This is a genomic window from Mucilaginibacter sediminis, assembly GCF_051903035.1.
Taxonomy (GTDB): domain Bacteria; phylum Bacteroidota; class Bacteroidia; order Sphingobacteriales; family Sphingobacteriaceae; genus Mucilaginibacter.
In genome coordinates, this window is record NZ_CP170602.1 from 4,095,899 (window position 1) to 4,109,034 (window position 13,136).

Annotated in this window: 14 protein-coding genes; 10 read left to right on the plus strand and 4 right to left on the minus strand. The window is 44.8% G+C overall.

The genetic code is table 11. The features are described from left to right. The first annotated feature begins 194 nt into the window (after positions 1-194). Positions 195-614: a response regulator gene (locus tag ACFGVS_RS16675; RefSeq protein ID WP_090641044.1), complete on the plus strand. Its 420-nt coding sequence runs from the start codon at positions 195-197 to the stop codon at positions 612-614. On the opposite strand, the gene ACFGVS_RS16680 is transcribed toward ACFGVS_RS16675, so the two are convergent. Beyond that, complete coding sequence (locus ACFGVS_RS16680; protein WP_439694799.1) at positions 611-1,387, minus strand: MBL fold metallo-hydrolase; 777 nt, start codon at positions 1,385-1,387, stop codon at positions 611-613. The two genes, ACFGVS_RS16675 and ACFGVS_RS16680, sit on opposite strands and share 4 nt — an antisense overlap. Before the next feature lie 85 nt (positions 1,388-1,472). Between ACFGVS_RS16680 and recJ the strand changes: the two genes are divergently transcribed. The 4 genes from recJ to ACFGVS_RS16700 all read left to right on the plus strand — a co-directional run bounded on the left by recJ (position 1,473) and on the right by ACFGVS_RS16700 (position 6,700). Then, positions 1,473-3,173 carry a single-stranded-DNA-specific exonuclease RecJ gene (gene recJ / locus ACFGVS_RS16685; protein ID WP_439694800.1) on the plus strand — a complete coding sequence of 567 codons (1,701 nt, stop codon included), beginning with the start codon at positions 1,473-1,475 and terminating at the stop codon, positions 3,171-3,173. Between the two features lie 664 nt (positions 3,174-3,837). After that, positions 3,838-4,578: an LPS export ABC transporter ATP-binding protein gene (gene lptB, locus ACFGVS_RS16690; RefSeq protein ID WP_090641041.1), complete on the plus strand. Its 741-nt coding sequence runs from the start codon at positions 3,838-3,840 to the stop codon at positions 4,576-4,578. Between the two features lie 12 nt (positions 4,579-4,590). Continuing rightward, positions 4,591-6,114 (plus strand): GH3 auxin-responsive promoter family protein, encoded by a 1,524-nt coding sequence (locus ACFGVS_RS16695; protein WP_439694801.1) that lies wholly within the window; start codon positions 4,591-4,593, stop codon positions 6,112-6,114. A 58-nt stretch (positions 6,115-6,172) separates the two neighbouring features. Further along, positions 6,173-6,700 (plus strand): hypothetical protein, encoded by a 528-nt coding sequence (locus ACFGVS_RS16700; protein WP_439694802.1) that lies wholly within the window; start codon positions 6,173-6,175, stop codon positions 6,698-6,700. A 164-nt stretch (positions 6,701-6,864) separates the two neighbouring features. On the opposite strand, the gene ACFGVS_RS16705 is transcribed toward ACFGVS_RS16700, so the two are convergent. Further along, positions 6,865-7,356, minus strand: coding sequence for a GNAT family N-acetyltransferase (locus ACFGVS_RS16705; protein WP_439694803.1), 492 nt, complete (start codon positions 7,354-7,356; stop codon positions 6,865-6,867). Between the two features lie 9 nt (positions 7,357-7,365). Further along, the gene (gene folP, locus ACFGVS_RS16710) at positions 7,366-8,217 is read right to left on the minus strand and encodes a dihydropteroate synthase (protein ID WP_439694804.1); all 852 of its coding nucleotides are present in this window, start codon (positions 8,215-8,217) and stop codon (positions 7,366-7,368) included. A gap of 164 nt (positions 8,218-8,381) precedes the next feature. On the opposite strand from folP, the gene ACFGVS_RS16715 reads away from it, so the two are divergent. The 5 genes from ACFGVS_RS16715 to ACFGVS_RS16735 all read left to right on the plus strand — a co-directional run bounded on the left by ACFGVS_RS16715 (position 8,382) and on the right by ACFGVS_RS16735 (position 12,838). After that, positions 8,382-8,864, plus strand: coding sequence for a DUF1599 domain-containing protein (locus ACFGVS_RS16715; RefSeq protein WP_439694805.1), 483 nt, complete (start codon positions 8,382-8,384; stop codon positions 8,862-8,864). Continuing rightward, a complete protein-coding gene (locus ACFGVS_RS16720; RefSeq protein WP_090641031.1) occupies positions 8,861-10,012 on the plus strand; it encodes a BT_3928 family protein in 1,152 nt (383 codons plus the stop codon). The genes ACFGVS_RS16715 and ACFGVS_RS16720 overlap by 4 nt, the downstream gene beginning before the upstream one ends. 2 nt (positions 10,013-10,014) lie before the next feature. Next, positions 10,015-11,073 carry an ABC transporter permease gene (locus ACFGVS_RS16725; protein WP_439694806.1) on the plus strand — a complete coding sequence of 353 codons (1,059 nt, stop codon included), beginning with the start codon at positions 10,015-10,017 and terminating at the stop codon, positions 11,071-11,073. Positions 11,074-11,200: 127 nt separating this feature from the next. Continuing rightward, complete coding sequence (locus ACFGVS_RS16730) at positions 11,201-11,713, plus strand: shikimate kinase (protein ID WP_439694807.1); 513 nt, start codon at positions 11,201-11,203, stop codon at positions 11,711-11,713. A gap of 291 nt (positions 11,714-12,004) precedes the next feature. Further along, positions 12,005-12,838 (plus strand): maleylpyruvate isomerase N-terminal domain-containing protein, encoded by an 834-nt coding sequence (locus tag ACFGVS_RS16735; RefSeq protein WP_439694808.1) that lies wholly within the window; start codon positions 12,005-12,007, stop codon positions 12,836-12,838. 94 nt (positions 12,839-12,932) lie between these two features. On the opposite strand, the gene ACFGVS_RS16740 is transcribed toward ACFGVS_RS16735, so the two are convergent. Beyond that, positions 12,933-13,118 (minus strand): hypothetical protein, encoded by a 186-nt coding sequence (locus ACFGVS_RS16740; RefSeq protein WP_439694809.1) that lies wholly within the window; start codon positions 13,116-13,118, stop codon positions 12,933-12,935. Positions 13,119-13,136 lie beyond the last annotated feature (18 nt).

Genomic DNA, 13,136 nt, shown 5'->3' on the forward strand with positions numbered 1-13,136 from the left:
TGGCACTACACCAACATCATTTCCAGTTCTTAATCAGTATGTTTATCCGGGCTAAAACCATCTTCATCAATAAACCGTCATTATTGCCGGTTTAATTTAATCAGGGCATAAAATATTTTAGTAAAATACCGTTTTTGGGGGTATAACCTTTTAATTTAAGGTTCCGTATAAAGCATATCGATTTTAAGCGTATTATGACAATTAACACAAAATCCGTTAGTGTATTATTGGTTGATGATGATGAGATAAATAACTTCATCTCCATTAAATTGATAAAGAAAGCTTTATTAAACACAGAGATCATGGCCTGTTTGAACGGTAAATTTGCTATTGAGCAATTATCCGAAATCCAACAAAAAGACCCGGCTAAACTGCCCGATTATATTTTGCTGGATATTAACATGCCCATTATGAATGGTTGGGAGTTTTTGGACGAGTACAAACGTTTAAACCTCGATCCGCTGGGCAAAAGCAAAATCTTCATTATCTCATCATCAGTATTCAGTAACGATATTAACAAAGCGCGCTCATACCCGCTGGTAAAAGATTTTATCAGCAAACCATTAAACGTCGAAAAAATTAAGGAGCTTTTTGAAGTTCAGCCACAAGACTAAGCCGGCGTTACCTTAAAGTGTTCGCCGCCATCATCGCTGCTTACATTGCCAATAGCAATTGTTTTGGCATGATAAAACAGACAGGTCCATCCTTCTTCGGATGCTAATTTTCCATATTCCTGGCGCAGCTCCATTGCCTTACGCCCATCCATATCATATTTAGCTATAAACTTTCGTATCAGTTGCTCAGGCTCAGGTAATTCGTCGCCGCCAAACAGCGCTTTTGAGCCTTCTATATCTATCCAGAATACCTGGTGATTGGGGCAATGCCCGCCGGATAATTCATAACGGATGCCCGGAAGCAATTCGCCGCTGCCCTCTACAAACATAATATCTACTGCACCGTCAAGGGCTTCAAAAATCTCTTTATGGTATGATGATGATTTGCCGGTAATGCCAAACTCCCACTCCCCTTTTTGTATCACGTGCCTGGCCTGCGGAAAGCTGGGCTGCAGCTTGCCATTACGCTCCACAACCAAACCGCCCGAGTGGTCATAATGCAGGTGCGACATGAGCACCAGTGTTACATCGTCCGGATCAAATCCCGCATTGCGGATGTTTTGATGCAGGATAAGCTCATCGCGGGTATCTTTAAAGCCAAGGCCGGTATCCAGTACAATAAGGTGATTGGTGGTTTTTATCAGGAATGGGTTTACATGGATGAATAATGAACCCGGGCGATCCCTGAAATTGTCGGTTTCGGGGTTAAAGGGGATAAATTTTTTAGTCGAATCAACTGAATATGAGCCTTCTCCTAACGCGAAAATTTCCATAGCTGCGATGTATCAGATTTTGAATGTAACTTTAGCCTTTTAAAGTACCAAAAATTATATTTACCGTTATAAAAGCTGCAAAGATATGAATAAACGTTGGGCGATAAGGGATAATGCCGATGAGGATTTGGTACGCAAATTATCTGCCGAACTGAATATTGATACCGTTTTAAGCAGCCTGCTGGTACACAGGGGAATAACTGATTTTGAGGGCGCCCGCTACTTTTTCAGACCCGACGAACGCCACCTGCACGATCCTTTTTTGATGAGGGATATGGAGGAAGCCGTTTTACGCATTGAAAGCGCCATTGCCGCCGGCGAAAAGATTCTTATTTATGGCGATTATGATGTAGATGGCACTACAGCGGTTGCCACTGTGTACGGCTTTTTTAGCAAGCAGTATAAAAACATGGAATATTATATTCCGGATAGGTACAAAGAGGGCTATGGCATATCAACCCAGGGGATTGATTATGCTGCACAAAATGGTTTCAGCCTTATTATTGCACTTGACTGCGGCATTAAATCGGTTGATAAAATTGACTACGCCAATACCCTGGGGATAGATTTTATAATTTGCGACCATCACCTGCCCGGAGCGCAGCTACCCGCCGCCGTAGCGGTGCTTGATCCCAAACGCGCCGATTGCGAATATCCTTACAAAGAATTATCGGGTTGCGGTATTGGCTTTAAGCTGATACAAGCTTATGCCGAAAAAAACGGGATCCAATTTGAAGCGGTAGCGCAATACCTTGACCTGGCCTGCATCAGCATATCATGCGATATTGTACATATCACCGGCGAGAACCGGGTGCTGGCACACTTTGGCCTGCAAAAAATAAATACCGACCCATGCATTGGTGTAAAAACGCTGATTGAGGTTGCCGGCAAAACACCCGGAAACTTAACTATATCTGACGTAGTGTTCCTGATAGGCCCACGGATAAACGCCGCCGGGCGTATTGACGATGCCAAACACGCCGTTGAATTGCTGATAGCTTGTGATGAAAACGTGGCCAGGGCAAAAGGCCTCATGATAAACACCCGCAATACCGAGCGCAAAGGGCACGACCTTACCATTACCGACCAGGCGCTTGATATAATAGATGGCGACGAAGTGCTGATAGGCCGAAAATCAACCGTGGTATTTAACAAAGATTGGCACAAAGGCGTTATTGGTATTGTGGCATCGCGCCTTACCGAAAAATATTACCGCCCCACCATTGTGCTTACCCAATCAAACGGGCATGTGGCCGGTTCGGCACGTTCTGTTTTGGGATTTGACCTTTACGAGGCGCTTTGCGAGTGCAGGGATCTGCTTATCCAGTTTGGCGGGCACAAATACGCGGCGGGCTTAACCCTATTGCCCGAAAACGTAGAAGCTTTTAAGGATAGGTTTGAAGAAGTGGTGAGCGCTACAATATCGCCGGAACAATTGATTCAGCAGATACAAATTGATGCCGAATTACGTTTAAGCCAGATAGAACCGAAATTTTTCAGGATACTGAACCAGTTTGCGCCTTTCGGGCCCGAAAATATGGCGCCGGTTTTCATAAGTAAAAATGTGTATGTTAGCGGTAACGCAGGCCTGGTGGGGCAGGCACATATTAAAATGGCTGTAATGCAGGAAGGTACGGCGGCCTTTGATTGTATTGCCTTTAACCACGGCGAATACCTGCCGCAATTAAAGCCAGGCGTGCCCTTTGATATTTGCTACAGCATTGAAGAAAACATTTGGCGTGAGAGGAGAAGCATACAGTTGAACATAAAGGGGATAAGGTTTTAAAGGCAAAATTAAAAATTCAAAGTCAAAAATTTTGGCTGGAGGAATGACACACGAAAATAAAAGACTGTCATGCTGAGGAACGAAGCATCTATTCGCGAACTTTTCTATCGGTCATGCATAGCTGATATCCTTCGTTCCTCGGGATGACAAAAAAGCATCACCTGGGAAATGATAGATTTGTTGATGAACATTCTGTCGGCAATGCATGTCGGCGAAGACTCACCCCGACGAGGCTACGCCCGTCTGGCCCTCTCTCCGACTGCGTCGCATAGAGGGGCGAAAAAAATAAATATGGGGTTTACCCTCTTGGCGGCGTAAGCCGGAGAGAGAGTCGGCCAGCGAAGCGGTGCCGGAGTGAGTCGTGACCAGCGTTCAGGCCGGAGTAAAACGCGTTAGGGATTGAAGTGGATACCGGCCCGTGACTAAGGCCTGCAGGCGTATGAACGAAAAGCCCGGCCGAAGGAACGCCCGGGTTAAAGTCAAAATTAAAAAGTCAAAAGTCAAAAATTTTGGCCGGAAGATTATAGATATAGGTGGAAAGCAAAGGTAAAGCGACAGGTTTTTACTTTTGAATTTTGACTTTTGAATTTGAAAACGTATAAGTTGAAAGCAGAGGTAAAGCGACAGGTTTTTACTTTTGAATTTTGACTTTTGAATTTGCAAAATGATACTACGAGCAGAAAATTTAGTAAAAAAGTACAAACAGCGTACCGTTGTTAACGATGTATCGTTTGATGTGGCGCAGGGCGAAATTGTGGGTTTGCTGGGGCCGAATGGCGCCGGTAAAACTACTTCGTTTTACATGATAGTTGGCTTGATAAAGCCTAACGAAGGCACTATTTTTCTGGATGATAAGGATATAACCCAGGACCCCATGTACCGTCGCGCGCAAAAAGGCATAGGCTACCTTGCGCAGGAAGCGTCGGTATTTCGCAAACTGACGGTTGAGGATAACATTAAAGCGGTGCTGGAGATGGGTGGTATGCCTAAAGACCGGCAAAAAGATAAGCTGGAAGAATTGATTGACGAATTCAGCCTGCATAAAGTACGCAAAAACCGGGGCGACCTGCTCTCGGGTGGTGAGCGCCGCCGTACCGAAATTGCCCGTGCCCTGGCAGCCGAGCCTAATTTTATTTTGCTGGATGAACCTTTTGCCGGGGTTGACCCTATTGCCGTGGAAGAGATACAAGCGATGGTAGCCAAACTAAGGCACCGCAACATAGGCATCCTGATTACCGACCACAACGTACAGGAAACACTGTCGATCACCGACCGTGCTTACCTGCTTTTTGAGGGTAAAATATTAGAATCGGGTGTACCTGAGGTATTGGCCGAAAATGAGATGGTGCGGAAAGTATATTTAGGTGCTAACTTTGTACTCAAGAGAAAAGTATTCCCCCAATAATAAACAAGCTGTATGACAATATTTAACTCCGTATTTACATGGTTCATGAAAAAGCGCATCCACCAGATTGAGCTTTTTATGAAATATCCCAACGAAGTACAGGAGGAATGGTTTGAGCAGCTGATATCAATGGCCGAGAGTACCGAGTGGGGCCGCAGGTACCAGTATAAAAGCATTGAAAACCTTACCCAGTTTAAAGAGCGGGTACCCATACAAAATTACGATACGCTGAAGCCTTACATAGAGCGTATGCTCAAAGGCGAAAAAAATGTGTTATGGCCGTCAGAGATCCGCTGGTTTGCCAAATCATCTGGTACCACTAACGACAGGAGCAAGTTTATACCCGTGAGCGAGGAAGCCCTGGAGGAGTGCCACTTTAAGGGCGGCAAGGATGTGCTCACCATCTATTTTAACAACCAGCCCAACGCCCGCATGTTTACCGGTAAGGTGCTTACGCTTGGCGGCAGTCACCAGGTAAGCACCATAAACCCGGAGGCTTCGTTTGGCGACCTATCGGCGGTGATCATGAAAAACCTGCCCCTTTGGGCCGAGCTTCACCGTACGCCGCAACTGGAAATTGCCCTGCTGGATAACTTTGAAGAAAAATTAGAAAAAATAGCCCAGGCTACCAAGGATGTAAACGTAACCAGTATTGGTGGCGTACCTACCTGGAATTTGGTGCTGTTTAAACGGATACTGGAAATAACAGGCAAAAAAAACATGCTGGAAGTTTGGCCCAACCTGGAGATGTATTTTCACGGAGCGGTTAACTTTGGCCCCTACCGCGATCAGTTTAAAGCCCTGATTCCCAGCGACGACATGTACTACCTGGAAAATTACAATGCATCCGAAGGCTTCTTCGGCATCCAGGATACCCGCGAACCAGGCGATATGCTGTTAATGCTGGATTATGGCATTTTTTACGAATTTTTACCTCTTGAACACCTGCACCAGGAAAATCCCGAAACACTTACACTTGATGAGGTGGAGCTGGATAAAAACTACGCGCTCATCATCAGTACCAATGCCGGGCTTTGGCGGTATATGATAGGCGATACCATTAAATTTACATCGCTGGCCCCTTTCCGCATCCGGGTAACGGGCCGCACCAAACATTTTATCAATGCCTTTGGCGAGGAAGTGATTATTGACAATGCAGAGCAAGCCCTGGAAGAAGCCTGCCAGCAAACCGGCGCCGTTATTTGCGAGTACACTGCCGCGCCTGTTTATTTTAACGGTAACGATTGTGGCGCCCACGAATGGATAATTGAGTTTGAAAAGCAACCCAACGAATTTGAACGTTTTGTGGATATCCTTGACGAAACCCTGCGCCGCATCAACTCCGATTACGACGCCAAGCGCTTTAAAGACCTGGCCCTGCGCCGCCCCATAGTACGCCGCGCCCCCGAAGGCACTTTTTTTAGCTGGATGAAAGAAAAAGGTAAATTAGGCGGCCAGCATAAAGTACCCCGCCTGGCTAATGACCGCGAGTATGTGGATGCTATATTGAAGGTGATGGAATTGGTGGAGGAATAGGCGTTAGAGTCAAGAGCCAAGAGTTAAGACAAAAAAATGAATAGTTTTTAAATTTAAGATGAAAAAGCTGCTCTTTATTACTGTTCTATCTATTTACCTACCTGGCAATAATGTTTACGCACAGGTAACCACACAATCTATTTTAAACTCCTCGGGTATTTCTAAAACAGATATTGTAGGTGTATGGCAATTAGGCACAGCTACACTTGGCGCAAATTTGTTAGAGTATTTCCAGTTTTTTAAAGATGGCACCTTTGTTTATCATTACGATGGTAACGACGATACCAGGAATATAATATCGATAAAGGGAAGATATTTACTGGATAAGAATCAATTGATTTTTACGATAAGATCTAAAGTTGAGCGAACAGGACAGGGAATAGCAACAGGAGGAATAGGCACCGATGCCAATATCTTTGTTTTGGATAATGATTCGACTAAAGTGATTTCAGAAAAGAATCCCAAAAAACTTGATCCTGTGTTTATCTTAAACGCAAAAAAGACCGCGAAGTATTTTAAGATCGACATTAACAATCGCACCTATTATAAGCTGTCGTCCGATCCAAATAAGTTTTCAGATAATTGAAGCTTTTATTATCTGTATTGCATAATAAATGTTGAATCTCCCGCGAGATTAGCGTAGCGTAGCTCGTGGGTAAAACTGGTTGAAGCCTTTGGCTTCAGTTCAGCTGAAAGCTGAAACCATGTTTAGCCACGAGTTGGAACCTCGCGGCAGTCGGGAAATCATCTTCAGCCCAATTTTGATTTCAGCAGGTTGATATCATCCCAAACAATCCAGTGCGGGTTTAAAAAAGTGCCGCCATATTTCAGGTAAAATTGTTGATATGGATTTTCCGGGGCTATGCCCACACACAAACTTTTGGCATTAAGGTTCATAGCCCAACTTGCGGCCTCCTTTAAAAGTGCGGTACCAATGCCACGGCGCTGATATTCTTTCAACACGTAAAACGATTGAATTTCGGCATCCTTATCATAGCGGCTTGTAAGGTGTACCGCCAGATAGCCTACCATCCTATCCTGGTCAATAGCCTTTAATACAATCCTTTGCGGCCTGGCGCTGGCGGGCGATTGTTTTGCAAAATAAGTTTTCCAGCGGTAAGCCCTTGTTTCAAAGTCGATATCGTGCGGCTCTATCAATTCGGGAAACGATTGTAATTTACTGTCAATCTCCACATGGGTTATTTCCTCAATATCTGCCGTTGTAACTACCTGGATTTCCATATGAAATACTTACTGGCAAGCCTCCCATATCTTCACCGCCTCAACAGCCTCTTTTACATCATGTACCCGCAAAATATTGGTGCCTTTAGTCAGGGCGATGGCATTTAAAACAGTTGTGCCATTTAATGCATCCGCAGCAGCACTCCCCAATAATCCATACACCATTTTTTTTCGTGATATACCGGCAAGCAACGGCAATTCCAAAATATCAAAATCCTGCATCCGCTTCATCAGTGCATAATTGTGTTCCTGTTTTTTGGCAAAGCCGAAACCGGGATCGATAATCACATCATGTACGCCCAATTGCTTTAGCTGCTGATATTTACTTACAAAATAATCCAATACCTCGTTAAAAACATCGTCGTACTGCGCCATTTGCACCATGTTTTGTGGGGTGCCCTTCATGTGCATCAAAATATAGGGTACCTGCAGGCGGGCCACCGTGGCAAACATGCCTGCATCCAAGGTGCCGCCCGATATATCATTAATCATATGCGCACCCGCTTTAACCGCCGCTTCGGCAACCTGCGCGCGGAAGGTATCTACCGATAAAACAGCATCGGGAAAGGCAGCTACAATTGCCTCAATAACAGGCAGCAACCTGTCGGCCTCTTCGGCAGCAGTAATATCAACAGCACCGGGGCGAGACGAATAAGCACCGATATCTAAAAACGCAGCACCGTCGGCCAGCATCTTTTGGGCTTGCTGCAAAGCTTCATCAACAGATGGCTTGCGGCTGGTGGCATAAAAAGAATCGGGGGTAATATTGATAATGCCCATTACCTTCGGCGCAGCCAGGTTGATAAGTTTCCCTCCTGCATTCAGGGTTATCTTTTTACGAAAAAATGTATCTTTAGCCACTTTGTTTGTTGTAATATTGACAGGGGTTAATGCGGTAAAGTTAATAACTTTATAGCGGTAGCATATCCCCGTAATTACAACGCCCCAACTTTAAAATATTCAGACCATTGGCTAACACATCAGCAGAATACGACGCGGTAATAAACAATTGTAAGGGTCTTTTCATGAAAAAGACCCGCGACTATGGCACCGCCTGGCGCATCCTTCGTTTGCAATCTATCACCGACCAGATTTTTATTAAAGCACAACGCATCCGCACACTCGAAGAAAAAAAGATTTCGAAAGTGGGCGACGATATTACCGGCGAATACATTGGAATTGTAAACTACTGCGTTATAGCCATGATGCAGCTGGACAGCTCGCCCGAAACGCCACAGGAACTGGCAGTTGACCATGTGGAACGCATGTTTGACGAAAGAGTCCTGGAAACCAAAGAGCTCATGTTTGCCAAAAACCACGATTACGGTGAGGCCTGGCGCGATATGCGCATCAGCTCATTAACCGATCTGATACTCATGAAACTGCTGCGTGTAAAACAAATTGAAGACAACCAGGGCCTTACCGAAGCATCTGAAGGGGTAAAAGCCAATTACCAGGATATGCTGAACTACGCGGTATTTGCCCTTATAAAACTTGGAGTAAAATGAAGAACGCTTTGATTTGGTTTTGCAGGATAGCGGTAGGCTTACTGTTCATATTTTCCGGACTGATAAAAGCCAACGATCCATTAGGCTTTTCTTATAAACTGGTGGAGTATTTCGAGGTTTTCCATATCACGTTCCTTAATGATCTTTCGTTAACCATAGCTATTTTGCTTTGCGCCCTGGAAATGATCCTGGGTTTTGCCCTGCTTATTGGCGTGCGGCCGGTAAAAGTAGCTTGGGGCTTATTGCTGCTCATTATCTTTTTCGGTTTTTTAACTTTTTACTCAGCCTTTTTTAAAGTGGTGCAAACCTGCGGCTGCTTTGGCGATGCTATACCGCTTACCCCATGGCAATCGTTTAGCAAGGATATGGTATTACTGGTTTTAGTAGCCGTGATATTTGTAAACCGGGCTAAAATAAAACCCATATTTAGCGCAAAAGCAGGTGACAAATGGCTTATCGGCGCTGCCCTTGTTTCGGTAGGGTTTGGCCTTTACACCTATAACTTTTTGCCGGTAATCGACTTTTTGCCCTATAAAATAGGCGCCAATATTTCGGCCGAAATGGATACCCCGCCCAATGCGCCCAAAGATGTTTTCGTGCTTACTTATAAACTAAAAAACAAGAAGACTAAGGAAACTAAGGTAATGACCGATAAGGAATACCTGACTTCCGGCATCTGGAAAGATGCCAATTGGGAAACCGACGGCGACCCGGAAAACCGCCTGGTAACAAAAGGTTACGAGCCGCCAATCCGCGATCTGTCTATCCAGGATGCCCAACGTAATGATTTTACCAAAGAGTTGCTGGCAAGCCCTTTTTACAGCATTATCATCGTAGCTTACGATCTGGATAAAACCGATGATGACGCGATAAACAAACTGAATGCCCTGGCCATCAACGCTACCCAGAACTTTAATATCCGCACCATGCTGCTTACCGCAAATTCGCCGCAAAGCGCGCAGGCGTTCGTAAAAAAACACCGGATGATCAGCGAGGTTTTTTATGCCGATGGCGTACCGCTTAAAACCATGATCCGTTCTAACCCCGGAGTAATCCTGCTGAAGAATGGTGTCGTCATCAATAAATGGCATTACCATTCGGTGCCTAAGTATGATGACCTGGCGAAAACGTATTTTCAAAAACAATAACCATGATCAGCTACCTCATCCGCAAATTATTTTACGGGCTGGCCGTAATGCTGGGGGTGGTGCTGGTAGTTTTCTTTTTGTTTAATATTTTACCGGTTGACCCCGCCCGCATGACGCAGGGGCAGCGGGCCGACGTGCAATCGTTACAGGCCGTACGCAAGGAATTTGGGCTGGATAAGCCAAAGCCGGTACAATTCCTTTATTACATCAATGATCTTTCGCCCGTAGGCATCCACCTGAATACTGCCGAAGAACAGCAACGGTATCACTACGTAAAACTATTTGCGGTAAGCGATGCCAAAGTGCTTGGGCTAAAATGGCCTTACCTGCGCCGCTCGTACCAAACCCATAAGGATGTGGCCAGTTTACTGTTAGAGGTTATCCCAAATACTATGGTATTGGCTACCACGGCTATGATCTTCGCTATTGTTATTGGCGTATTTTTAGGCGTGCTGAGTGCTGTACATAAAGATACCTGGATTGATAAACTGGCAATAGGCTTTTCTACTTTGGGTATCTCCGCGCCGGCTTTTTTTGCAGGGATCATCATCGCCTGGATATTTGGTTTTGAGCTGAGTAAATATACAGGCCTCAACATGTCGGGCAGTTTATTTAGTTACGATCCTTTCCGGGGCGAAGTGATAACACTTAAAAACCTGGTGCTGCCCATGATCACCCTCGGCTTGCGTCCGCTGGCAATTATTGTCCAGCTCACCCGTAATGCCATGCTCGATGTTTTAGGGCAGGATTATATCCGTACTGCAAAAGCCAAAGGATTAAGCAACAATACCATCATTTATAAACATGCGCTAAAAAACGCGCTAAACCCGGTAATAACCGCCATTGCCAACTGGTTTGCATCGCTGCTGGCCGGTTCATTTTTTGTAGAATACATTTTTGGCTACAACGGTCTGGGCAAAGCTACGGTTGATGCGCTGGAAATGTCGGATTTTCCGGTAGTGATGGGTTCAATCCTCTTTATTGCCTTTATATTTGTAGTGATTAGTATCCTGGTAGATATAATTTACGTTTGGATAGATCCGCGGGTAAAATTAAGTTGAAGGCGGAGCAAGGATTTTTGGATATTGGATAAAGGAGCAAAGGCGGAAGGATAAAGGAGTTTTGGAGTCGGATTTTTTTGGATAATCTGAAATCTGCATATTTGAAATTTGCACATCTATAAAAATTATGAAGTACTTTTTAGTCGGGTTTATGGGTTGTGGCAAAACCACCTGGAGCCGTAAGCTGGCTGCCAAATTAGGCTACGAATTTATTGATCTTGACCATGCACTGGAAGCTAAAGTAGGCATGAGTATAGCCGAATATTTTTCGAGTTTTGGTGAAGACGCCTTCCGCCAGATGGAATCAGATTTGCTGAAGCAAACCGAATATCCCGAAAACGTAGTGGTATCAACTGGCGGCGGTCTGCCCTGCTTTTTTGATAATATGGATTGGATGAATGCCAACGGCAAAACCCTGTACGTGAAATTATCGCCCAAAACACTGGCCGACAGGCTGGAAAACAGCAAAACGGTTCGCCCGGTACTGCAAGGCAAAAAAGGCGATGAACTGGTTGAATTTATTACCGGCAAACTGGCCGAGCGGGAAAGCTTTTATTTGAAAGCACACCACCATGTAGATGGTATCGACATGTCGGTTGAGAAACTGGAAGGTGCTTTGGGTTTGGGCGAGGTGGTATAGAAGAAAGTTGAAACATTGACAAGATCTAAATAACATTGTCTTTTTCAAGTAGTAAAATCTATGGAGTTCTGAAGGGGAAACGACATTAAAAATAAAATACTGTCATCCTGACGAAGGAAGGATCTGTTCGCTATGCCTCGCCGAAATGCATGGCCGGTAGAAAAGTTTACAGATGCTTCGTACCTCAGCATGACAAACTTTAAGGGACATTACTCGCCTTTCAGAATCGGCGTTTTTTGCTACTCCCGACAGCGGGGTTAAGATTTTAGTCACACCAACAAATTTATCACCATGGAAAACCGCATTGAAGTAAGGCATCTTTTTAAACCATTGGATGGAAAACTGATGGAACTGCTGGAGTCATTAACCCCGGCAGATTGGGATAAGCAAACCGTGGCCAAAGCCTGGAAAGTGAAGGATGTGGTATCGCACTTGCTGGATGGTAACATCCGCGCATTATCCATTCAGCGCGATAAATATTTTGGCGACCTGGCGCCTGCCAACAACAACTATCATGACCTGGTTGACTGGCTAAACAAACTCAATGCCGATTGGGTGAACGCCACCAAAAGAATAAGCCCCGATATATTGCTCCTGTTGCATAAAACAACCGGTCGGTTGGCATCTGCCTATTATGAATCGTTGAACCCTAATGACACCGCCATATTTTCTGTTGGCTGGGCGGGCGAACAGGAAAGCCTTAACTGGATGCACCTTGCCCGCGAGTACACCGAAAAATGGCATCACCAGCAGCAAATAAGGGAAGCAACCGGCCGCGATGGCATTATGACGCGCGAGTTTTTTTATCCCTTTATCGATACTTTTTTTAAAGGCCTGCCCCATACTTTTAAAAACACGGGGGCTTCCGTAAATACCCTCATAAAAATCACCATCACATCCGGAATTGGTGGTAATTGGTACCTCAAGAAAATAAAAGACGGATGGCATTTATTGAAAGATGCCGATACAGAGAGCTTTACCGCTACCGTAAAAATCCCGCCTGATATCGCCTGGAAACTGTTTTCTAAAAGCATCCGCCCGGACGATGTAAAAACGCGGGTTGAAATAACCGGGAATGCGACGCTTGCCGGGCAGGTGCTTAATATGGTATCGGTGATGGCTTAGCGGAAGTCCGAAGTCTATAGTCTTTAATCGGAAGTTTGAAGTAGTTTTATTATTTTTTGACTCAAGACTCCCGATTCCGAACTTAAGACTAATATCAGGCCTCGTCTTTAGTATTGCGCACCAGGCTGATACCTGTAAAGAAAAATAAAATAGCTATTATGGCTACTACAATTAGTGTGGTGACCTGGCCACTGTGGTTTATAACACCAATGCCTGCATAAATTAAGCCGATGATACCGAGTACGGTAAGTATGGCCCCGAAAGTGCGTTTTAAGTTCATGATAGTGTATGCTGTTTA